This window comes from Rhizobium sp. CFBP 13644, from assembly GCF_014842165.1.
Lineage (GTDB): Bacteria > Pseudomonadota > Alphaproteobacteria > Rhizobiales > Rhizobiaceae > Agrobacterium > Agrobacterium tumefaciens_C.
The window spans coordinates 89604-112024 of sequence record NZ_JACYVF010000011.1 but is presented as its reverse complement, the minus strand read 5'-3'; the positions used below and the strand labels follow the sequence as shown (position 1 = coordinate 112024).

22 protein-coding genes are annotated in these 22421 nt (G+C 53.7%); 17 read left to right on the top strand and 5 right to left on the bottom strand.

What is annotated here, in order from left to right; all coding sequences use genetic code 11:
* Positions 1-377: 377 nt before the first annotated feature.
* The 9 genes from IFT53_RS21495 (at position 378) to IFT53_RS21455 (ending at position 10355) form a co-directional block, all read left to right on the top strand.
* Positions 378-2138 carry a methyl-accepting chemotaxis protein gene (locus IFT53_RS21495; RefSeq protein ID WP_244656416.1) on the top strand — a complete coding sequence of 587 codons (1761 nt, stop codon included), beginning with the start codon at positions 378-380 and terminating at the stop codon, positions 2136-2138.
* Positions 2113-3558: a chemotaxis protein CheW gene (locus IFT53_RS21490; protein ID WP_342366660.1), complete on the top strand. Its 1446-nt coding sequence runs from the start codon at positions 2113-2115 to the stop codon at positions 3556-3558. Before IFT53_RS21495 ends, IFT53_RS21490 begins: the two co-directional genes overlap by 26 nt.
* Positions 3555-4640 (top strand): chemotaxis-specific protein-glutamate methyltransferase CheB, encoded by a 1086-nt coding sequence (cheB, locus tag IFT53_RS21485; protein ID WP_192067424.1) that lies wholly within the window; start codon positions 3555-3557, stop codon positions 4638-4640. Before IFT53_RS21490 ends, cheB begins: the two co-directional genes overlap by 4 nt.
* Complete coding sequence (locus IFT53_RS21480) at positions 4640-5515, top strand: CheR family methyltransferase (RefSeq protein WP_192067426.1); 876 nt, start codon at positions 4640-4642, stop codon at positions 5513-5515. The genes cheB and IFT53_RS21480 overlap by 1 nt, the downstream gene beginning before the upstream one ends.
* Positions 5508-7469 (top strand): chemotaxis protein CheA, encoded by a 1962-nt coding sequence (locus IFT53_RS21475; RefSeq protein WP_192067428.1) that lies wholly within the window; start codon positions 5508-5510, stop codon positions 7467-7469. Before IFT53_RS21480 ends, IFT53_RS21475 begins: the two co-directional genes overlap by 8 nt.
* Positions 7466-7723: a hypothetical protein gene (locus tag IFT53_RS21470; RefSeq protein WP_192067429.1), complete on the top strand. Its 258-nt coding sequence runs from the start codon at positions 7466-7468 to the stop codon at positions 7721-7723. The genes IFT53_RS21475 and IFT53_RS21470 overlap by 4 nt, the downstream gene beginning before the upstream one ends.
* Before the next feature lie 83 nt (positions 7724-7806).
* Complete coding sequence (locus IFT53_RS21465; RefSeq protein ID WP_192067565.1) at positions 7807-8190, top strand: response regulator; 384 nt, start codon at positions 7807-7809, stop codon at positions 8188-8190.
* A complete protein-coding gene (locus tag IFT53_RS21460; protein WP_192067431.1) occupies positions 8187-8816 on the top strand; it encodes a chemotaxis protein CheX in 630 nt (209 codons plus the stop codon). The genes IFT53_RS21465 and IFT53_RS21460 overlap by 4 nt, the downstream gene beginning before the upstream one ends.
* Before the next feature lie 18 nt (positions 8817-8834).
* Positions 8835-10355, top strand: a complete 1521-nt coding sequence (locus IFT53_RS21455; protein ID WP_192067433.1) for a sensor histidine kinase — start codon at positions 8835-8837, stop codon at positions 10353-10355.
* A gap of 533 nt (positions 10356-10888) precedes the next feature.
* Here IFT53_RS21455 and IFT53_RS21450 read toward each other — a convergent pair.
* From IFT53_RS21450 to IFT53_RS21440, 3 genes are all read right to left on the bottom strand, one after another.
* Positions 10889-11536 (bottom strand): hypothetical protein, encoded by a 648-nt coding sequence (locus IFT53_RS21450; protein ID WP_192067435.1) that lies wholly within the window; start codon positions 11534-11536, stop codon positions 10889-10891.
* Between the two features lie 228 nt (positions 11537-11764).
* On the bottom strand, positions 11765-12982 hold the full coding sequence (locus IFT53_RS21445; RefSeq protein ID WP_342365846.1) for a DUF2235 domain-containing protein: 1218 nt from the start codon (positions 12980-12982) through the stop codon (positions 11765-11767).
* A gap of 133 nt (positions 12983-13115) precedes the next feature.
* Positions 13116-13745 (bottom strand): hypothetical protein, encoded by a 630-nt coding sequence (locus tag IFT53_RS21440; RefSeq protein WP_244656417.1) that lies wholly within the window; start codon positions 13743-13745, stop codon positions 13116-13118.
* A 514-nt stretch (positions 13746-14259) separates the two neighbouring features.
* Here IFT53_RS21440 and IFT53_RS21435 point away from each other — a divergent pair.
* The 8 genes from IFT53_RS21435 to IFT53_RS21400 all read left to right on the top strand — a co-directional run bounded on the left by IFT53_RS21435 (position 14260) and on the right by IFT53_RS21400 (position 21164).
* Positions 14260-15141 (top strand): hypothetical protein, encoded by an 882-nt coding sequence (locus IFT53_RS21435; RefSeq protein ID WP_244656418.1) that lies wholly within the window; start codon positions 14260-14262, stop codon positions 15139-15141.
* A 78-nt stretch (positions 15142-15219) separates the two neighbouring features.
* Positions 15220-15495, top strand: coding sequence for a hypothetical protein (locus IFT53_RS21430; RefSeq protein ID WP_244656419.1), 276 nt, complete (start codon positions 15220-15222; stop codon positions 15493-15495).
* Positions 15476-16885: a His-Xaa-Ser system radical SAM maturase HxsB gene (hxsB, locus tag IFT53_RS21425; RefSeq protein WP_192067438.1), complete on the top strand. Its 1410-nt coding sequence runs from the start codon at positions 15476-15478 to the stop codon at positions 16883-16885. Before IFT53_RS21430 ends, hxsB begins: the two co-directional genes overlap by 20 nt.
* Complete coding sequence (gene hxsC / locus IFT53_RS21420) at positions 16882-17970, top strand: His-Xaa-Ser system radical SAM maturase HxsC (protein ID WP_192067440.1); 1089 nt, start codon at positions 16882-16884, stop codon at positions 17968-17970. The genes hxsB and hxsC overlap by 4 nt, the downstream gene beginning before the upstream one ends.
* Entirely contained in the window at positions 17967-18575 is a 609-nt protein-coding gene (gene hxsA, locus IFT53_RS21415) for a His-Xaa-Ser repeat protein HxsA (RefSeq protein ID WP_192067442.1), read from the top strand. Before hxsC ends, hxsA begins: the two co-directional genes overlap by 4 nt.
* 5 nt (positions 18576-18580) lie before the next feature.
* The gene (locus IFT53_RS21410) at positions 18581-19462 is read left to right on the top strand and encodes a hypothetical protein (protein ID WP_192067443.1); all 882 of its coding nucleotides are present in this window, start codon (positions 18581-18583) and stop codon (positions 19460-19462) included.
* 6 nt (positions 19463-19468) lie between these two features.
* A complete protein-coding gene (locus tag IFT53_RS23850; protein WP_244656420.1) occupies positions 19469-20128 on the top strand; it encodes an SH3 domain-containing protein in 660 nt (219 codons plus the stop codon).
* Between the two features lie 274 nt (positions 20129-20402).
* Complete coding sequence (locus IFT53_RS21400; protein ID WP_192067445.1) at positions 20403-21164, top strand: hypothetical protein; 762 nt, start codon at positions 20403-20405, stop codon at positions 21162-21164.
* Here IFT53_RS21400 and IFT53_RS21395 read toward each other — a convergent pair.
* Both IFT53_RS21395 and IFT53_RS21390 read right to left on the bottom strand, forming a co-directional pair.
* Positions 21161-21901 carry a dCTP deaminase gene (locus IFT53_RS21395; RefSeq protein ID WP_192067447.1) on the bottom strand — a complete coding sequence of 247 codons (741 nt, stop codon included), beginning with the start codon at positions 21899-21901 and terminating at the stop codon, positions 21161-21163. The genes IFT53_RS21400 and IFT53_RS21395 overlap by 4 nt on opposite strands.
* A 3-nt stretch (positions 21902-21904) precedes the next feature.
* The gene (locus IFT53_RS21390) at positions 21905-22405 is read right to left on the bottom strand and encodes a hypothetical protein (protein ID WP_192067448.1); all 501 of its coding nucleotides are present in this window, start codon (positions 22403-22405) and stop codon (positions 21905-21907) included.
* Between the last annotated feature and the right edge of the window lie 16 nt (positions 22406-22421).

Sequence of the window (22421 nt, the reverse complement as noted above, 5' to 3'; positions counted from 1 at the left end):
TGACACCTTGAACGATGCGGGCATTCTTTGCGCTCTTGTTGTAGGTATCCGGACAGATTACTGGCGCAGTCCAAACCGCAGTAGTTGATGTTCGAATTGTTTGCTTTGTCCCCATCCTTGGGTCATAGGAAATAGGGTACTTGGCATTTAATCAACGAGCGGCAACCTTCGTCGCGTGTGCGATTTCAGCGTAAAAGGATGGGCAACCTATGGCACTCGTGAAAACGTCTCAACTCGGCGCAAAAGCAGGCCTAGCGAAGGAGGCTTCAACTTCGTCCATAGTTCCTGCCGCAAAACCACTAACAAATCGATCTCAGGACCGGTCCCGGGTCCGGCAGCAGAAAGCCGCCGAGCGGATAGGGACTTCGACGGAGGAATTGACGAAAGGCGTCTCGGAAGCTGCAGCAGCCGCTGAAGAACTGCGCCGGGCTCTGGAGCAGATTGCCAGTGGCGCTGAGGAAGCAGCAGGAGCAGCGCATCAGTCGCTTTCGGCTACCACGCATTTATTTTCTAGGTTCTCTGACGCGAGGTCTGAAGCTGAAGCTGCGCGCAGGCGCACCGAAGAGCTTCAGGCTTCGCTTTTGGAATCCACCGGTCACATCGATGCTTCTATTTCCGCCATCGATGCCAATGCTCACCGGCAAATCGCGTCCGTGACCGTCACAGACAGGCTGCAATCGCAAGCCGAAAACATCGGCGCGACCACCGTCGCGGTAGCCGATATCTCGGATCGCACCAACCTTCTGGCACTGAATGCTGCAATAGAGGCGGCACGCGCGGGCGACAACGGTCGCGGATTTGCCGTCGTTGCCGACGAAGTCCGATCGCTTGCGGAAATCGCTGAGCGCAGCTCGCGCGATGTCAGCCAACATGCAGCCGTCATAGTCGATGGCGTTCGCCGGATAGCAGACCGCATAAAGACGGCTGCTAGCAAGGCGCAGGAACAAACTGTTTCGGGCCAAATAGTGTCCAACGACCTCCATACTATACGTTCTGGTCTCATCGGCCTTTCCCAAAATAGCCAGATGATCTTGATTGCCGCGGTTGAGGCTGAGGTGGCGACCAGGGAAGCACAAAAAGGCGCTGAAGCCGTCGCAGCCGCGGCGGAGCAGCAGTCGGCTGCGGCGGCGCAGGCTCAAAGAGCCGTCCAACAGCAAAGCGCGGCTCTCGAAGAAAGCCAACAGACTGCACAGTCGCTCGCGACACTCGCCGATGACTTGATGAACGAAAGCGGCCGCGCATCGCGGGCGGAGGAGCTGAGCTCTGCTGCCGAAGAACTGTCGGCAACCGTTCAGGAGCTTTCTGGTGCTGCTGGCGAAATCCTTGTCGCTATCGAGCAAATCAGCCGTGGTGCGGAAGCACAGGCCGCTGCCACGCAGCAAGCAAACACCGCGATGACGCAAATCGAAAAGAGCGCCTCCCAAACCCAGGAAAGTGCCAAGGAGGCTACCAAGCGTGCCGACGAGATCAAGACGCTTCTGGCCAAGAACAAGACGGGGTTGAACGGCATAGCATCTGGCGTGTCCGATGCCCTTGAGGAAACCCGCAACGCATTGGTGGAGCTGAATACGCTTGGCGAGATCGGTTTTCAGATTGAGCGCACGATTGACCGGATCGTGCTTGTCGCGGTGCAAACGAGCATGTTGGCAGTCAGTGGCTCAGTCGAGGCGGCAAGAGCGGGCGATGCGGGCCGTGGTTTTGCGATCGTTTCGACCGATATCCGGAAGCTCGCCCAGGATGCCGCAGAGAATATAGATGGCGTCAAGGACACGGTGAGGCAGATCCAGCTCCAGATTGCCGCTGTCCATCGAGAGCTTGAGCTGATCGCATTGGCATCTGAAGCGGAGATTTCCAAAAACAAGCAGATTGTCGATCGATTGCAATTGGCCGAAGCCGACGTGGACGTGATGGCGCGGAGCAACGCGTCGATCCTTGATGCAACGCAGGCGATTCTCGTCGCAGCAAAAGAAGTACAAGCAGGGACACAGCAAATCGCGGCGGCTGCTCAGGAGGCGAGTGCGGCTTCTGAAGAGGCCGCCACCGCAGCGCGACAGCAATCGCGCGGAGCGGAGGACCTGGCAGCCGCGGTCGAGGAAATTGCGTCGCTTGCGGATGAACTCCAACTGTCGGGAAACTGATGCTATGAAAGCCTCACCAGCGGCAGACGCGAAGCGCCATTTGATATTCCGTGTTGGCGAGAAAAATTACGAGGTTAATGCAGGCCTCGTACGAGAGATCATCAGAGTGCCGCATATAACCCGGGTCCCACGTGGTCCCAAGTCATTGAAAGGCATAGCCAACCTTCGCGGCCTGCCGATACCAGTTCTGTCAATGGACCAGATCCTGAATGGTGGCAGCAAAATCGCTCAAGATGATGCCAAGATAATCATTTACGATCACGGCGGTTGGGTGGGACTTCTGGTCGACGACGTGATCCGGCTCTCGGGAGACAATACGGCAACGTCGCTTCAGGATCTCAGTGAGCTTTTGGACGTTGCGTTCATGGTTGCACGGCGAGCGCCGGTGGAGCGGGCAGGCTACTCCAATCAATTTTCAACGGAACAGGCCAGCGCTAAACTAAGGCCACTGCTGTCGTTCCGGGTAGCGGGTCAGCTCTATGGCCTGCCACTGCAATATGTTCGCGAAGTTACCGCGTTTGGCGGCGATCTTGCCGTTGTTCCGAGCGCATCGGATGCTGTCATCGGCCTCATAGCGATGCGTGAAAGCGTCCTTCCCCTGGTTTCGCTTGCGTCTCTGATGGGACTTGATCCTCTCCGCAGTATGGATAGTAGCTCCCGTATCGTCATCATCGAGAGTGATGGCGAGCTAATCGGTCTCGTCGTCGACGAGATGGACGTCATCCACCGTTTGGACGAACAGGCGATCGACGCTGTGCCGGCCGTGCTTCAAAGAGGCCGCGGCGATGCGCAGATCGAGGCGATTGGCAGAATTGCCGAGGGCGGAATGCTGATTTCCATTCTGTCGCCAGAAAAACTCTTCGGTCATCATGCGGTCGCTCACGCCCTCAGCCAGAACACGGGAGCCAAGTCGATGGAGACAAAAGCTGAACAAGATGATGCCGTTGAACAGTTCCTGATCTTCCAGCTCGGCAAAGAACATTACGGGCTTCCTGTTGGATCGGTCGACGAAGTCATCCGCGTTCCTGGAGAGATTACCCGCGTGCCCGGCGTCCCTGCCTTCGTCATGGGCGTGATCAACCTGCGCGGTAAGGCCATCCCGCTGATCGACCAGCGCCGCCGCTTCGACACGCCGAACTCCACGCAAAGCACCAAGGCACGCGCGATCGTCGTTACGCTTGGGGCGCTCCAGGCGGGTTTCGTCGTGGACGCGGTCTCCGAGTTAAAAGCCGTACCTTTGGCCGCGTTGTCCGCCGCGCCCGAATTCTCCTCGGAACAAACCGGGGTCTTCGATCGCATCGCTCACATCGAGGCGGAAGGCCGGATGATCCTTTTGGTCGATCCGCAAGAGCTTCTGACGCGAGCGGAACGGGATGTGGTGGCAGCGATCGCCCATCAAGAGACGGCGGTGGCGGTTTGATCCGTCTCCTCGTCGTTGACGACTCCGCCCTGATGCGGAAACTGCTTGGCCAGATTTTCTCGGCTGAGCAAGACTTCGAGATAGAATTTGCCCGTGACGGAACGGAAGCCCTGAAGATCATTTCAAGCTTCAGACCGGACGTGGTGACACTCGACATCCACATGCCGCTGATGGATGGCTTGGCCTGTCTTGATCGCATCATGCTTGAGCATCCATGCCCCGTGGTGATGGTGTCGTCGCTTACGGAAGACGGTGCTGAGGAGACTTTGGCCGCCCTTGAAATGGGCGCAGTCGACTTTATCGCCAAACCGGGCGGGGCAATTTCACTTGGGATCGACGAATTGACCCCGCGTCTCGTTGAGAAGGTTCGTACGGCCGCAGCAGTGCGTATTCGCCGCAGTCGGCGGCTTGCCGAACGCGTTCGCCTAGTTCAACCGATGGCTTCACCCCAAAGCATAGCGACACGAGCTCGCAGAACCGAGCCGCGGCAATCGGCGCTCTTAGTCGGAAAGCCCGGCCTTGTTTTGATCGGGACGTCGACCGGCGGTCCACCAGCATTGGACGCAGTGCTCGGGGAGTTGCCAAGTGACTTTCCCTGGCCGGTTGTCGTCGCGCAGCATATGCCTGCCTCATTTACCGGACCGCTTGCCCGACGCCTTGATAAGTTATGTGCGCTGACAGTCTCGGAAGTCACGCGGCAGACCAGACTTGAACCAGGCAATATCTATATTGCCAAGGGAGACGCGGACATTCTGATTGGCTCACGCGCCGGAGCTCTGGTTGCGATGGCTGCTCCAAGTGAGCAGACCTACCGATGGCATCCAAGCGTGGAACGGATGGTGCGCTCAGCCATGAAGCACGTTCCGGCAGCCGATCTGGTCGGGGTGATGATGACCGGCATGGGAAATGACGGCGCCGCGGCCATGACCGAGCTACGGGCAGCTGGCGGCTATACCATTGCCGAAGCTGAGGAGACCGCGGTTGTCTGGGGTATGCCGGGCGAACTGGTGCGGCTCGGCGGAGCGAACGAAATCAAACGAGTCGACGAGATTGGACTGACTTTGTTGGATCGGTTTCGCTGATGGTGATTCGTCCGGTGGCCCCGGCAAACATCAGCAGCGTCCCACTTTCACTGGGAGATCTCGAGGAGATTTGCGCAATCATCTACAAGCGCAGCGGAATGGTTTTCGGCGAGACGAAACGCTATTACATCGAGCGCCGGATCACGGACCTTATTGATCAGCGGCAGGCCCATTCGGTTAAAAATTACATCTCCATATTGCGGAGCGACCTGAACGAGACGGAGTTGCTCATCAACAGCTTCACCGTCAACGAAACCTATTTCTACCGCGAGCAGCACCAGCTGGCCTGCCTGAGCAATTCGATCCTTCCGGAAATTGTTCGGAAAAAAGGGCCAGGTGATCGTATACGTATGTGGTCAATGCCGTGCTCAAGCGGCGAGGAACCGTACTCGATTGCGATATGGCTTCTTGAAAACTGGCCACTGGTTGATGCCTATAATATCGAGATTGTAGGATCGGACATTGATACGGCCATACTAAGCCAAGCGGTAGACGGTTGTTTCGGGCAACGATCTCTCTCGAAGCTGCCTGAGGAAGTCCGTAACCGTTATTTCGAGCCGGAAAAAAATCAGCAGCGCCAATTGATCCGCGATCTAAGGGAGTCCGTAACGTTCGCCAAAGGCAACATCGTTGACCGGCAAAGCCTCGTGGCACTTGGTCGTTTCGATGTGATATTTTGCCGAAATCTGCTGATCTATTTCGATGAGGCGGCGCGTGAGGTGGCGGCGCGCAACATTCATGAATTGCTCATTCCTGGCGGCTATGTCTGCCTCGGCCACACAGAATCGATGTCGCGAATATCTGAAACGTTTGAGGCTGTTCGATTTCCCGACGCCATTGTTTATCGAGAAGCTGTGAGACTAAGCGATGGATGAGTTGATAGAACAATTCGCCGTTGAGGCACGCGAACTGGTCCAGCACGCCTCGGACGATCTTCTAGCGCTTGAGCAAAATCCAGACGACCGCGAGCGGTTGGAAAGCGTGTTTCGGGCGGTCCACACGCTCAAGGGTTCGGTCGGGCTCTTCGATTTCGGGCCGATGCAAGGTGTTCTGCATCGCGCGGAAGATCTTCTGTCTCAGGCCCGAGCTAGTGCCATCGTCGTCAATCCGGCTCTTGTCGATACGCTTCTGGCTGTGATCGAGTGGGTCGACGGCAGCATCGAAGGCATCATGGAGACCGGGCGTCTCCTAGAAATGCACGAGGCGCAGGCGCCACGGCTCCTCCGGCAGCTGACGCGTGAAACGATGGAGCGCGAAACCGCTGGAGAATTAGGCAAGATCAATGCTGTCCCGGATTGGGCGATTGCGTTGCGGACGCGCCTTCCCACTGCTCATAGCGATGGCACCTTGTTTGCCATCCGTTACGAACCTCATCCGGAGTGCTTCTTTAACGGCGACGACCCACTCGCGATGATTTCGCGGCTACCCAATCTTCTACACCTCGAACTTTCCCTGAAGCAGGCATCTCCCGCAGTTCAGGACTACGATCCCTTTTGTTGCGACATGGTGATCGAGGCGGTCTGCAATGAACCACCCGAGGAGGTTCGGGCTCTTTTTCGCCTCATTCCCGATCAGGTGACTTTGGTGCCGCTACAAAAAGAAATCGAGCGAGCAACTCTCTCAGAACCCAGCGTATTTTCAGGGAGGGGCGGCGAACGCCAAGCAACGACGATGCGTGTTGATCCGGCCCGTATAGACAAGTTGATCGAGATTGCCGGCGAACTTATCACGGCAAAAAATGGCCTTGCCCCCTTGGCAGAAGCGGCCAGCAAGATTGGCAACCGAGCGCTTGCCAGACGCATAGGGTCCAGTCACCAGGAAATTGAGCGATTGGTGGCGTCGCTCTACAGCGCCGTCACCCGAGCACGCATGGTCCCTCTGGAACAAACCTTTCGCCGGTTTCCGAGATTGGTGCGTGAGACTGCGTCACAACTCGGCAAAGCCGTCGACCTCGTTATCGACGGCGAAACCGTTGAAGCTGACCGCGAAATCGTTGAAAACCTGTTCGAGCCGCTGCTCCATCTTGTTCGAAACAGTCTCGATCACGGCATAGAGCCTAAAGCAGAGCGACTGCTGGCGTCCAAGCCAGCACGGGGGTGCCTTCTCCTTCGTTCGCAGAAACGCGGGGATCAAATTGAGATCGAACTCAAGGATGATGGCCGGGGTATGCAGACTGAGCATATTCGACAAAAAGCAATCGACAGCGGTCTCATATCAGCGATCGAAGCATCTGCTCTATCCGAAAGAGACGTATCCCAACTGGTCTTTGCTACGGGATTTTCGACCGCATCCTCTGTCTCAGAGCTGTCGGGTCGAGGGATCGGGTTAGACGTCGTTCGGCGCTCCGTCGAAAGTTTGGGCGGAGCGCTCGAAATGCAGAGCACCGCAGGGATAGGTACGGCCTTCATATTGAAGCTTCCCATCAGCTTCTCGATGACCCAGTTGATGGTGGTTGAAGTCGGCAGTGAACGTTATGGCATACCGATCACTGACGTCCTCGAAACGCATAAGCTGGCAGCCACTGTCGTTCAGTTGGTCAGAGGCAACCCCGCATTCATCCTTCGCGACAGGACGGTGCCCCTGCTTTATCTCTCCGATTTGCTTCAATTGTCAAAGAAGCAGCCCCTTCCCGAGGACTTGAAGGTTCTGATCGTGAGAATTGGTGAAGACCTGATAGGGATCGCCGTCGACGGGATCGCAGAGCGGGCCGAAACGCTGACGCGACCTTTATCCGGCTTGTTGCAAGGTGTTGAGGGCATATCCGGCACCACGTTGCTCGGCGACGGAAAAGTTATGCTTGTGCTCGATATCCAGGGATTAATGCAATGACGGTCACCCGCGACGGAAATTCCATTATAATGGCCGGTGCCTGCGGGGTCGATGAAGTCGAGACGCTCGTTGGCTTTCTCGAAGATCAACCGGACGGTGTCGTCGATCTTGCTGGTGCCACTGCCATTCATACAGCCCATTGGCAGGCGCTGATGGTTTTCCGCCCGAAGATAAACGGGAATCAGCCCTCGTCTTTGTCAGTTAGTCGAATTTTATCTGGCCTTTTCGTGTATTACCAAGGCCTAAAACCATAATGGCGAACTTGCGTAAACTTCGCCATGAAAATAAGTGTAACACGTGTACGGGGATGAAGGTCACCGCGTTTATTGGGGGCAATATGACAGTAAACTTTCTGATTGTGGATGATAGCAAGCTTGCTCGGATCGTTGCTGGCAAGGCAGTTGTAGCCTTGCAACCCGATTGGACAAGGGTTGAAGCCGCAAATGCTGCAGACGCTCTGGCCATCGTTGCTGGTCAGAAGATTGATCTCGCGCTTCTTGATTTCAACATGCCTGATAAAGATGGACTTGAGCTTGCAGCTGAGCTGCGCGCGTCCCATCCGAACATGCCAATCGCCGTGATCACGGCCAATGTCCAAGATGAGATCATTGCAAGAGTTCGCGAGCTGAATGCCACATTCGTTGCAAAACCGGTGACGGAGGATGCCATCAGCGGCTTCATCTCTGGAGCCGCCCTTCGGCTCAGGAAGGCCCGGGCATGACTGACAACACTGCTGCCCTCGACGAACTTGAACGAGACGCGCTGACCGAGCTTGTCAACATCGGCGTTAGCCGCGCAGCAGCGAGCCTGCGCAAGATGGTCAATAAGCAGGTGATCCTATCGGTCCCTTCCGTCGAAATTGTCACGAGACGGTCCGCTGCCTCTCTGATTGGGCAACGAGAGAGCGAAGACTTTATCGCTGTCCAGCAGCAATTCGAAGGCCCGTTTTCCGGCCGTGCCATGCTGATCTTTCCCGAGAGCAATGGCCTTTCCCTAGCGCGCGCGATTGTCGGCGATGAAATGGACGAGGCAGATCTCGCGGAGATGGAAGATGAGGCTTTGGCTGAAACCGGCAACGTCATCTTGAACGGTTGCCTTGGTTCAATGGCCAACATGTTGCAACACTCCCTTAAAATGTCACTTCCCGAGGTGCATCGCGGCGAAAGCACCGCCTTGTTTGGAGTTCTCGACCGCGCTGCTGATGAAAGTTTTGTTCTGTTTCTTTACATCAACTTCTCGGTCCAGGATCGAGAGATCCGAGGTTATATTGCGATGTTGATGGACCTGCCGTCTTTGGAGAAGCTGAAAAAGCTCATCGCTGACTTTATTGATCGGGTAATGGCATGAGTAGATTGCGTGTGGTTGATGGCCGCCATCGTTGACGATAACCCGGAATTGGAGCGCACGCGCCGGGAACTTGCGATGGTACGTCGGCAATTGGAGCTCACTTTAGACGTAGCAGGAGCGCCTTGCGCCTGGGAATGGGATATCCGCCGAGCAAGGCTCGTTGCAGACGTCCGTTTCGCGGCTGTTACGCAACAAGACCCTGTCGCTCTCGCTGACGGCGTGTCGACCGACAATTTTTTCAAGTCGATCCACCCTGACGACCTCACGCGGGTCAAACTTGCCGTGGCTGGAATGTTGGCTGGTTCGGAGGTCTTCTCGAAAGAGTATCGGTTGCTGAAGGCAGAGGGTGGATACCGATGGGTTCACGCCAGAGGCCGCGCCATATTCGACGAGGATGATGAGCCCGTCAGCTTCGTTGGAATATTGATAGACATCACAGACCAGAAGCGGATCACCGAGGAACTGCGCGTCGCACAATCCGCAGGGGGTATAGGGACGTTCGAACACAAGGTAGGGTGGGCGACTGTCAATGTCTCGGAACAATTCTGTCGACTATTTGGATTGCACCCGTCGCGCGTTATACCGGTCGTAATTTTGAACAATCTCATCCATCCGGATGATGAGCGCATTATCAATCTGAGCGATCCAGACGGGCGTCAGGAACCGCGGAGCATCGAGTTCCGGGTCAGGCGCGCTGATGACGGCGAAGTGCGGTGGCTAGCGCGTCGGGGAGAATATGTCGTTGACAGCGAAACCAGCGGTCAACGTTACGTTGGTGTTATCTTCGATGTCACTGAGGCCAGGCAGGCACAGGATAATTTGAAAAAAGCGAACGAGGAACTAGCCGGAATTGCCCGCGAGCGCGAACAGTTCATAGCCGTGCTCGGTCATGATTTGCGAAATCCCTTGGCTTCCATGTCCGCCGGCTTGCGAGTTATCGTAAAGGAAGCGACTGACCAAAGGTCCACAAGGATATTGCGGCTTATGGGTGAGAGCGTACAGCGCATGGGTAGCCTCATCGATAATTTGTTGGATCTTGCGCGCGGTCGATTGGGGAATGGGATCGGCCTGGAAATAACACGGGGAGGACGGATCGAGCCCCTGCTTGCGAGAATCGTCAACGAAATCCAAGCCGCGCATCCAGAGCGGACCATCCAGACAGAATTTAGTTTGCATCGGTCTATAAATGTAGACCAGACCCGCTTGGAACAACTGCTTTCGAACCTGCTTGGAAACGCGATCACTCACGGTGCAGCGGAAGAGCCTGTAACTGTATCTGCAATGGTGATGGAGAACGAGTTTCAGCTCACAGTAGGCAACGGCGGGGAGCCGATACCAGAAGCCGTAATGCAGCGTTTGTTTCAGCCATTTTACCGGGGCGGAGATAATATTAACAAGCAAGGTTTGGGCCTCGGCCTATATATCGCAAGTGAGATTGCAAAGGCACATGGCGGCGTTCTTCAAGTCTCGTCAGACACGAGCCGAACATGCTTCACGTTCAGAATGCCCCTTGATACCAGACAGGACGTCGTGCTCTAAAATCTCAGTATCGTCAGGGGCTGGAATTTTTTATCGTTCAACGCAAAGCGATTGAGCCAGCGTCCTATGTCGTACCCAGTTCACTCGGATAGCCTGAGCCGTTTATCTGCTGTCGCGTGAGCGGCTGCTTGGCGTCGAGATGCGAGCGACCGCGGGCACTTAACGGAAAATATTTACCCTTACGTTTCTTCTTCCCACGCCTTGAGTGGAATCGAACCCTCGCCACCCTAGTCTCAGTGGCCATATTTACCCATAATTTTATAGTCCGATCAGATACTTGATCTTCGATTGGTCGTAAGGGAACGCCTCGTGGCTTTTTGACGCAGTACAATACCGCGAGAAAAGCTTACATTGGCAGAAATTCATCACCGTCGTACCCCGATCGAATGTCGTATCTGTTCCTTTTCGAAACTGACCAGCGGCTGGCTGTGCAGATAACGTAGCACTGACCTCAACAATCATCAGATGATGTCGACTGAGGTTTGCAAGACTGATCGAGCACCGAAATATTTTATCTAAGGCATCCTGATACTTCAGATCCTTCTCCGGTCGCGGGAGCGTTTGTTCAGAAATTGAGAAGTAAGGTCAGCTGTCAGCCTAGTAGCTTGATCAAAAGCGTCAATGATATCGGCAAACCATTCATCAGGCCGCGTATCATCCGTGCCGTGAAGGTTGAAGAATAAGGTTTTGGTTCCTTCTCGAGACCAAAGTCCAGTTTTTATGTGCCGCCCCGACAAATGTACGTAAGCAGAAGCTGCCTCATATGCTTCTGACAGGCCGGGGTACTCTTCATTCAATTTTCGATGGAGAAATGCATCGCTCAAAGGTTCCCCCGTGCGCGCCTTGAGCTTTCGATAAATATTGTCATCCATCAACCAAATGCCGGCAGCTTCTACATCTTCGACCAGAGTAAGGCCGAACATGCGCATGGCCGTATCAAGTTGCAACCTGACGAGGGCGGCAGCTGATAATGTGTTTTTCGCTCTCACGAGAGTACAAAACGCATGGCTGAGCGAAGCTGTCTTTTTGATTGCGCCAAGCGCATACCATTCGATATCTGGAATTGTTGTACCCTGTGGTCCGAGATGGTCACTGGGCATTCTTGACAGCACAGCAGTTATTTTCTCGATTTCTTGAAGATGGTACTCAATGTCGAATGACGACGGTGGCGACTGATCCAAAAAACGTTGGCTCCGATTATGCTTGAGAAAACATGACTTTTCACTTCGTCAACGTGGAAGGCGAGCCGTGCACTACCATACAGTAGAGCAGTTGTGCTTCAGCGTTCGTTGTCCTTGCACAACTTAGGGAAATCGGAGCGCTGTGTTCACGCTCCGACCATTTCAATGATCGAAACTAGGCAATCGCTTCTTTCATCGTTGAGAATTCAAAAACGCAAATTATTTCGATTACTGCGCAGCGATACCCGGCGAGTTCGCCCTTATGGAACTATGAATTTCCGCAGGATTGACCCCTTTTCGCTTTCCCCACTCTACGAGATTTGGTGGGCGGTATTTGCTATCGTCACGCCATTTTGCAAAAACGGAACCATCGATTGTCTCGTTAACCCTCGTGTGAGTTCCAGTCGAATCACCGAACGGTTCTGGTGCGATAGGTCGGTAGTCCCGCTTTTTCACCCAAGAATATGTCCCCCTGAGGAACTCTTTGTAAGAGTCTGAGATCGCGCCGAGATGTTCATCACCATCCATTTCAAGCTCATTGCGAAAAGCTAGTCCGAGATTTGCCGCTTTTTCCATCATCCATCGGAGCGGTATTTGCGCCAGCGTGTCATTAAAGCACCCGCCACCCACGTTCGCATGAGCGCCTACGAACCAGCGTTGTTCGACGCTCTCTACAGCCCTCATTGGAGCTGCTGCTGGAGCGCCCGTCTTTGTTCTGATTGTCCAGGGTGTTGGCGCAAATTTAGCTCGGTGCTCATCAATTGCGAGTGCATGAAACCCGTGCCTGACTGGTTTCCGAAGACCGGTATGATGAAACTTGAGCGTTGAAGAGCTGATGCCGGCGAGACTGAAAGCTGGGACGCCGAGCGCACCAACCGTATCCCAGACTCCGACCATTTCAATCGCTACCGGTCGCGAATACTTCAGCATCCAGCGCTCTTCGAGCGTCATGGTCTGGGCGTCAAAGGTAGGAAGTTTGTAGATCGTGCGGTCATCGTCGTTACGGTACCGATCATACAGCTGATTTACCCCCAGCGCTCCGCCTGGTTTTAAAAGCCCGCAGATAGAAATAAATCCGGCAAGGCTCCGTGCCGTGTGGGCGCCGCGACTGAACCCGAAGATAAAGATTTGGTCGCCGTCCTCGTAATTATCGACAAGCCAATTGTAGGCCTCCTGCACTTTTTCGGTTAGGCCTTTACCCCAGCCGCCGCCAATGACGCCGTTAACTCCCGTGTCATAATATCGAAGCTGCTGACGGCCTTCGGTGTCCTTGTCTGCGCAAAGGGAGCGGAGACGCCACACATTTGTGTTCGTGCCAACTGCATTCCACGTTCCGTCGAGGAATAAGGCAAGCTTCTTACTCGATGCTAAGGGCAGACCCGATATTTCCACTACCTCCACCTTTCCAAAAATACGCACGTCAAATTCGGGGGTCGCTTGCTTCACTACTGGTCAAACGCGGACCTGTCTCTTGTTGGTGTACGCCCAGTTATTTATTACAAAAGCTGTGCGGCCAGAGCACCTTCGAACACTTTTTTGTAAGCAGTTTGAGTGCGTTTCCACACTTTCGACTAACCTTTTATTTGCCGTTGCGAACGCGATCTGAATTGGTCAGTGCCTCGCCCAAGCGGCCTAACGTTTCCTTCATCGCTTGCTCAGCAGATTGAGTGAGCGATTTTGCACCACCTTCACAAGCAAAGCCGGCATCGCCTTGCGCGTTGCCGTCACCGGAGACTGTAGTGCCAAGCAGGCGCCCCGATTGCCCGTCAACAGTAATGGATGCCGCGACCTCAACTTCCGTTTCCATGCCGGCAACCCAGAAGCCTGGCACAACGCGCAGTCGAGCGTTCACGTCTTCGCCCTTAACGATAATCATGCCACGGGCACCACGCGCCTTGAGCTCATCGCGGCCGACAGGCGCTTGAACAGGCTCCAACTCGGTCACCAGGTTTGCAAAGGTCTGCCTTACCGAGCCAGAAAAGCTGGATGAGAGATTGAGCGGGAATGTGTGCGCTGCGCAGTTCATGTCCGATGGCTTGATTGGCTTATCCAGCTTCGACCCATCAACGAAGAGCAAGTACTTGCCGGGAAGCTTGCCTTCATAAGACGAATAGACATTGTAGGTTGCGACTGTGAGCGGCTCCGCCTTGTATTGGCAAGCCGTCAGCATAGCGCAAGACAAGAGCGCTGCAGCGAATTTGGTGTTCATGATGCCCCCGAAAAAATCCCCGAAAGGAAATAAGCACGACGACAATCTAGAGTCGAGTGAGAATAGATTAGAATAGACTTTTATGACCCTGCATCAGCTAGGTGGAGTACCGTTCACACGACGGCCGGTTTGGATTAGCGCACAAAATTCGCGTTCTTCGCGAAAATCCATCCACTGCGTTCAATTAGTGATTTCGTAGTGTGCCGAACCTGATAACGTGAGATCGTCCTAATGGAACACGGGCGGGGGCCGGCACGAAATGTTATCACTAAAGCTGCGATCTGTTTTCCGGTGGGCCAGCTTGTCCGTTGCCCTTGGCGTGGTCGTCTTGCATGCTCCTTCTGAGGCGGCAGCTCAAGTCGTCGCTGGGCACTCAATCGGAGAGGACCGTGGTAAGCTGGATGGCGTTGCCTGGCAGAACAGTTTTGGCGGTTATGTCGACGGGAAATTCATGGCTGCAAATGGGGTCGAAGTCTCAGCGACCTCCGAGCAGTCGACCGGGAAACTGGTTCGCTTGGAGGCCAAATGGGATGGAAAAGGCTTGCGCCAGCTCGCTTACTTTTCCGACTTCAGGTTCGGCCAAACAACTCTCGCAGATATCAAGAAGCGCTTTGGCAATCTTGGTCTGTTGCCTGCAGGCGGCTCATCGGTCTCGAGCACTCCGGATGGCGGCGTCACGATCTCGAACTTTTATGAAGTCTCCGGTTCGAAGACGATAGCGACTTTCGTGACAAATATCGGGCGAAGAGAGCTCCTTGGCCTGAAACGTCGACATGGCGCGGATGCATATGCTCATATGGAGACGGTTGCCACGCTTCATTCGATGGCGATATCCGACGCGGTTTATTTCAAGAACCTTCGCGGCGCGACATCGATTGCGGATATTGGATATAGTCCTATCGCATGGACACCGATGAGCAGTTCCACCGACAAACCTAAAAGAAAAATGGTGCTGTCGAGGATAAAATACACGCAATTGCCTGTGGCCCGTGTCTATTCCGGGCCGAGAAATCCCCCTGATTTGAGTGGCCAAAATTCGACAGTCCGCTCTTATCAAGACCGGATTGCAATGCGGATGGCGGAAGGCCCTGCTTTCGCCGGTGAATATGCGGTCATCCAAATCGATTGCGGCGCTCGCTGTTCGAACGCCTATGTCGGAAATGTCCGCACCGGTGAGGTTTTCAAGTTGCCTGTAGGCGGACGAAATAACCTCGATCTCTCTCTGAAGTACGAGCTATCCAGCCGCCTGATGACCGCCCAATGGTCAGACGCCGGCTCAGGAGAATGCGCAATCCAGTTTTTCAGCTTCGACGACGGAGAATGGATCGAGCTTCTCAAGCACGAGATTGGCGATAGTAAGGGCTGTTCAACGTCCCTCTCATATAACCTGCGGTAGTCTTTTCTCTAGTGCAGCTCTCAACGTGTGATAGCCTGCTTTTACCTGTCTAGTTGGCGTCTAATGAATGGTCTTGAAATGGAAAATCTACCCAACAGTTCGCAATTGATCATCGACCAGTTGCTCATGGAATGGCTCCCGGACGCCTCGGTGCGGTTTCAGTATCTGTATCCGGAGCTCGAGCTTAACGTCGATGGAAACATCGTTCGCTTCACTGGGACGAATGCTGGTGATCCACGCGTGAAGCAGGAGTTTCAGTTCTGTCTCTATCGTCAGAAGATTTTCGAACAGACGTTGCCAATGCGCAAGATGCTAATTGAGGGAGTGACAGGCGTTGCTGGTCGCACCTCTTAAGTTCCGCGTAGCCGGCGACGGGGATGTCCTTTTCGCAGATGACGCCGGTGGCTATTTCAAAGCAGGCGAAGCATTTCTGCACCGCTATGCCCGCGACGAGCTGCTGGCGTCAGATCTCGACTTCTTGCATACGAACGGTAGTGCGTTCAGCGGGGTGGGCGACCTCACCTATCTTGGCTTTGAGCAGCGTTTCGCCAGCCGTCTCTACCTTCCGGCTGAGATCGACTACGTCATTCTGGTGCCGACGCTGAGGTGCAACCTGGCTTGCGGTTATTGTCAGGTATCGCGCGTCAACGAGAGTGCGCGAGGCTTCGACTGGGATGCTGAAACCTTGGCCGGTGTCGTAAGCTTCCTTGACGGCCTGTCAACCACCACCATCAAGATCGAGTTTCAGGGAGGCGAGCCGCTCCTGCGTCTCGACGTCATCAAGGATGTGATGGAATTCTGTCGAAGCAAATTCGATCACTGTGAGTTTGTCATCTGTACAAACCTACAAGAGGTTTCAGATGAAGCTTGGGCAGTCTTGAAAGAGCCGGACGTGTTCACCAGCACGTCACTCGATGCGACGAGAGCAATCCATCAAGCACAGAGAACTGTGAGTGACGAGAAAACGACAGCGTTTTTCAATAATCTCGACATCGCAATCGAAAGGCTGGGCGCCGACAAAGTTTCAGCTCTCCCCACCATTGACCCACGCAAAGCACCGCCACCGAGCGCATTAATCGCGTCTTTCGTTCACTACGGGTTCTACTCAATTTATCTGCGCCCTGTGAACTACCAGGGCTTTGCTCGCAAAAAGTTCGACGCTCGCAGCAGCGCAGCGGTGTGGAATCAATACCACTCGGATTTCATCGACGAGTTGATTGCCTTCAACTGGGATGCTGACCAACCCGTTGAAGAGTATTATTTCACGCACTGTCTCAGACGGGTTCTACGGTCCGGCCATAACCATCATGCCGATCTTCGCAACCCGAATATCATCGGTCAAAGCTACGTCGTCATCGATTACGACGGGAAATTTTATCCCACTGATGAAGCGCGCATGGTGACCCGCGTGGGGCAGCTGGACCTGTCCATGGGCGATGTCTTCAACGGCATGAACCGGGATAAGATTGAGATTTTAAACGGCGAAGCGATCAACAACTTGCACCCGGATTGCGTCCATTGTCCCTATCAGGCCTTTTGTGGTGTTGACTTGGTAGACGACCTGTCACGATACGGACGGATCGATCTCCCGAAACATCTCACGGATTTTTGCCAACGCCATACCTACCTGTTCGATAAGATTTTTTCCCTGATCTATTCAGACGATCCGAAGGTTCAAAAATCCCTTGCCATATGGTCAGGATCTGCTCGCTTCGATCGCTCGCTTGCGAAGTCTCACCGATGATTGAGTTGCGCCTCAAAGTCGATCCCTTACCAATCGACGTTCCCCTGGTCGTCAGGCTCAACGATGATCCTTCCGACGCTAACGGTCAGCACGATGCATTTTTAAATGAGGTCGCTGGCGAACGACGGGAGTACGATTTCAATGGATTTTCCCTGGGTGTTTACGCAGGCGTCGATGAATGCATGGATGGAGACGTGCTTCTCCTGCTGCCAGGACAAGCTAGCGCTCATCGTCTGATACGAGCTAAGTCGGAACACAACACGTTTCTCGTCACGGAGCAATGTGACCAGCTGTGCGTCATGTGTTCGCAGCCGCCCAAGAAGCATCACCATGACATGTTTGAACATTTTGCACTCGCGGCTCTGCTGGCCCCGATAGGCGCCACGATCGGGATTTCCGGTGGCGAGCCTCTTTTACATAAGCATCGACTGTTCGAAATGCTTTCGCACGTTACGAAAGCCCGGCCGGATATTCGCTTCCACGTTCTGACCAACGCCCAACACCTCAATGCCGGAGATATCGAAACGCTTTCCGACCTCGGATGGGATCGCGTTCTATGGGGTGTCCCAATCTACTCAGCCACAGCCGACGTCCATGATCGAATAGTTGGAAAAGACGGAGCGTTCAGATCTCTCGAACGCGGGCTCGCTACTCTGCTTCGCGCAGGTGCTTCAGTAGAACTTCGCACAGTTGTTCTGCAGCAGAATTGGGACGACCTTCCAGCTCTTGCCGATTTCGTTTCGACGAGATTGAGTGCTGTATCATTCTGGGCCGTGATGCAACTTGAACGGATCGGATACGGTCGGATGAACTGGACGACTTCATTCAAAGACACTTCGACTGATTTCGATCCGCTTGCCAGAGCGATTGATATTGCTGCGGCGCGAGGGATTCAGGCGTGGCTCTACAACTTCCCAGCCTGCTCGGTTCCTCCGGGCTACCGCGCGCATGCACCATCAACTATTTCCGACTGGAAACGGAAGTATCTTGATTTTTGCGATAGTTGTAGTGCTCGCGGAACTTGTGGTGGGTTCTTTCAGTGGTATGATCATCGGCAGGGGTTTGCTGCACTGGGGCCATTATGAAATCGCGGATATTCTTGATCCCGTCGCTTTTAGCGGCCGGTTTTCTGCCGTCCAAAACGACAGCGATGCCAATTGGTGAATTTGTCGAGAAGAAGAACTCTGTTCCAACAATTCTCGAACGGCTGAAACTGAAGCATGTCTTCACGCTTGCGGGGCACAGGTCACATCGATCTCATTCCAGTCACCGCTCGCACTCCAGTCACAGATCAAGTAGCGGCGGTGGATACAGCTATGGTGGATCATCGACATACTCGTCGCCGTCCCCTTCTTACAACCCACCCGCCCGCTCGATCTATCCGTCTGCGCCCAGCGCGCCTGTAGCACCCCCGGTACCAGCAACGCCTGCACCGCTTTATAGTGCGCCAGTCACGCCAAGCCCTGCGCCGCTGAAGCCTCTTGCCGGCAACACAGACAAGTTCAAAATGATTGTCATGCGGGTTCAGACAGCACTGACCGCGTACGGCTACTATTCGGGGCTGATCGACGGTCAGGTCGGCCCGGGATGTAAAACAGCGCTGATCGCGATGCAGACTGATTACAATCTTAAAGTGACCGGAACCATTACGCCCGATGTGCTCGACGCCTTCGGGATCACTGCGAACTGACCGTCATGGATATCAGCCACATAGTTGAAGCGATTAAGGCAATGCCTGCGCCGCCCTCGCCTCCAGAGCTGGAAACCGCGTTACCGCCGCTTCCAACCCTCCAGTTATCCGAGGTGGGGCGTGCTGCCAGATCTGAGAGAACGTTAACGGTTTTTGCGGGAGCCGCCGCACTGATGGTCGGGAGCTACCTTGCACTGTTCGTGCACGGCTTCTGGGGAACAGCGCTGTGCGTCGGAGCAATCGTGATGGCTTCCGTCTCGGTGAGCCTGAAGGCAAAATTCGCGGTCGCATACCGGGATGCCAAGGCCAAATGGGACGAGCAACGACAGGCTTGGCTTGCCCTAGCGGGTCCGGCGACATTTGAAGAGAAGCGAAAACTCTTTTTGTCGCTTGCCGACACATATTCAGGCTTGCCAGCGAAAGAGCGCGAGCTGCTTGGCGAGCTCGAAAAGACCAAGCGCGAGCGACAGTTCACAAGCTACATGAAATCGCAATTAATCGAGCGCGCTAAGATACCAGGGGTCGGTCAAAGTCGCAAAGCAACTCTCGCCTCTTATGGTTTCGCCAATGCCCTTGATGTGAAAAATCGGCGTGTCCCGAAGCTTCCAGGATTTGGACCTTCTCTCGTTGGGGAAGTGGAAGCGTGGGCGAGCTCCGTGGGCCAAAAATTTGCTTTCAACCCGACAGCTCCAGCCGAGCCTCATCTGGTTCAACAGGTCAAGAGCGCGATCACCATGGAACGCGTGGGGCTTGAACAAAAACTCGCAAATGCTCCTGATCAGTTGAAAAGCGTTTGTGAATCTGCAGAACGCCTTCGAAACGAACCTCCGCAGACCCTGTACGATGCACTAGTCCAGATGAAGCAAATCGAAGTAGACAGGGGATAATCGCCAATGTCTGCACCTTATCGGAATTTCTGGATTATCGTCGCTATGACGGTCGCCGCGACTGTCTTAGCAAAGATATCCTCCAAGCCAGAGGTTGCTTCTAGTAAAATTTCACCAGGCTCATCTCAAACAGTTGGCAATGGTTCATCGGGTCAAAACCAGACCCCAGGCCCGCAGACGTCTGCACGCGTTGAAACGCCATCTACGACGACCGATCAGAAGCCCCCATCTCTTCCAACAGGGATGAAGGCGGCAGAAGAAGACCCGCCTGCGAGGCAATTTCGAAGCATTGATAAGGATATCAAACAGGCATTTGATACTGCAATCGAGGCTGCGCTGGCGCAGAAAATGGGTGGCTCCGCTGCTTCCGCAGCTGAGTCTGGCAATGCAGCTTCGCCGCTCGCACCCTTGACCACGAAAGAAGTGAAAGCGACCCCTGGGATAGCGGACGCTCCGTCAGATGCGCAAACGAGCGCAAAGGTATCGCGAACCACGACCAACCTTAATATGCGAAGAGGGCCAGATCCCAGTTCGCCCGTGATCGAGGTACTGTCAGCAGGGCTCGCTGTAACCGTAGTCGATGAGCAGGCCGGTTGGGTCCAAGTCCTAGTCAAAGAAACAGGCCAAAAAGGATGGGTGAATGCGAAATTCCTGAAGAGCGAGTAGGTCAAATTAGCGCTATTGTCGTCCCTCAATGAAAACCGAAGGGGCGCGTGTAAAGCACTTTAAAACCTAACTATAAAACATCAACAGCCTATTGATCGCCTTATTTTATTCTATTGAATTTTATCAAAATAGATAAAATATTATAATAGTTATTTGTTTGTATTTATATATTTCAATTATGCTTAGCGATTGACAAGAATTTATTCTCACTTTAACCGTTAATATGCAGAATCTCAACCGTTTGTTGAATTTGAATGATTTTAGGGGTCCAATAGTGTCAAAGGAAAGTGTTTACCTGAGCCGTAACTTTGCAGCTAAATTAGGTGTTTGGTTAAAGCTAGACAAGTTTCTAACCTTGGCGATCCTTGCTGCGACACCTTTTCTGTTTTGCAACGTATGGCATTTGGCCGCGCGGCTTTTAAGCCAAACCTTCACATCCCTGCCGCCCACTACCGGATCGATATTTCAGCCGCTACAGTTCGCCTGCATTTTGATCATCGCGATCTCAGTATATGCTAAAGTTTCACAAACTGGCATATTTCGCACCCGAAACGACGTTGAGGTAGAGGCTGCGTTTTTCAAAGCGTATTCAGGTCTGACAGCCGCGGAACGCCAGATCCGTTTCGCGGCGCTCTATAAAATCCAGCCATCAATAGATGTAATTGACATACTTATATATCATCCGACCGATCCACTGGGCGTGATATCTCTTTATTCGAGTGCGGGTGAACACGTTGTGAGAAAGGAGAGTTGGTTTTCCCTAGCAAGTGATTGGCACTTAACAAAGTTGTGGGTTTTGATGATTTTCTTTACGATATCCGGCCTGTTTGCGGTCTCGGCACTCGCGGCCGGTTTGTGGATGACGCTTTCAAGCCAACCGCCGTTCGCTCAACTTATATCAGGCCCAACCGCCCTCGCCGAAGGGCTGATCCTGTCGTTAGCAACGAGTGCTATGCTGCAGGATGTGCAATCATATGCTCTTTCATACCGCTTAATAGCTGCAGACCCTAAATCTGCTGACGAAAGCATAGACTAGGACTTGGTCTTGTCCTGCAGGAAATTTAGTAGCGCTTCGCCGGCAGCGTGGAGGGATGGCCAAGCTGCCGTAAGGAACGCGAGAATAAGAGCGCCCAAAATTGCGAGTTGTACAGCCCGCCAGATAAAGGTCAGATTGTCAATAACCGGCTTTTGTTCCGCGAGTTTCTGATTGATGCTGGCCTCAAGCTCGCGCATTTTCACAGCCAGCGCCTGAAGAGAGAAAACCTCTTGGCTCATGCCACGAACAAGTTCATTACTTATGCCGGCTTGAGCCTTGCCATCGAAGAGATAAGGCGGTTCCGAGGTTCTGTCGAGTTGAGCAAACCATATCTTGAATAGGTTGTCGCCTTCACATATCTGGATTGAGGCGGGACTCGCATTATAAACAGAATAAACTAGTTTACCGTTGTAACCTGGGTCGACATGAAATCCAGATACGTTGATTAGCCCTTCAAATTTTATTTTCGTGCGCATCGAGATAAAAGCCATAGCGTCCGGAGGCACACGAACAACTTCTCTTGATACCAAGAACGCGAATTGACCAGGCGGGATAATGAACGCTTCTCCGGCCTGCAGTTTCATTTTCTTAGCTTCTTTGACGACAGATCCGTCTGCGGTTCGGAAGTAGGAATCGCCCATACGTAGGTTGTACGCATTGACGTCAATCTGCGCGTCACTAAAATCTTCTACGACGGACTTGTTAGCTTTTAAGGTTTCACCGCTCCAGAAACTCATCAATCAATCCGCTATGTAAAACTGCCGGGCAGCGAGCTCTTTCCGCCGCTGCCTGATCCCTTCTTCAAGATCGAACTGACGTTCGCTCGCCGCTGTGACAACCCAAGAAAGAACTTCGTCATTAGCCGAGCGGGCAATTGTCAGAAATTCTTCTAAGTGATCGATTTTCTCGCAGGCGTCGGCAAAACGTCCTGCCGCATTGGCAAAATTTCGCAATGGATCGATTTGACTGCTGAGAGGTTCTGGATCCTTATGCTGCAAGTGCTGATGCAGAACATTGGCAGCGCTTAAACATACCAACGCTGTATCTACTATGGTGCGCTCAACACTCTTACTTTCATCCGCCCCCCGCGCGACTCGGCCCACGTACTTTGCAAAGTGCAATCCGTAGTGTTTCAACCGATCTGGCTTAGCCAAGCACCAGATGTCAGAATGGTTCCGCTGGTCGTGGCGGAATTGCTCTTGCTGCAAGCGAATCAGGTCAGCTGAGGTTAGCGTTGTCACGAGCGTATAAATCCTT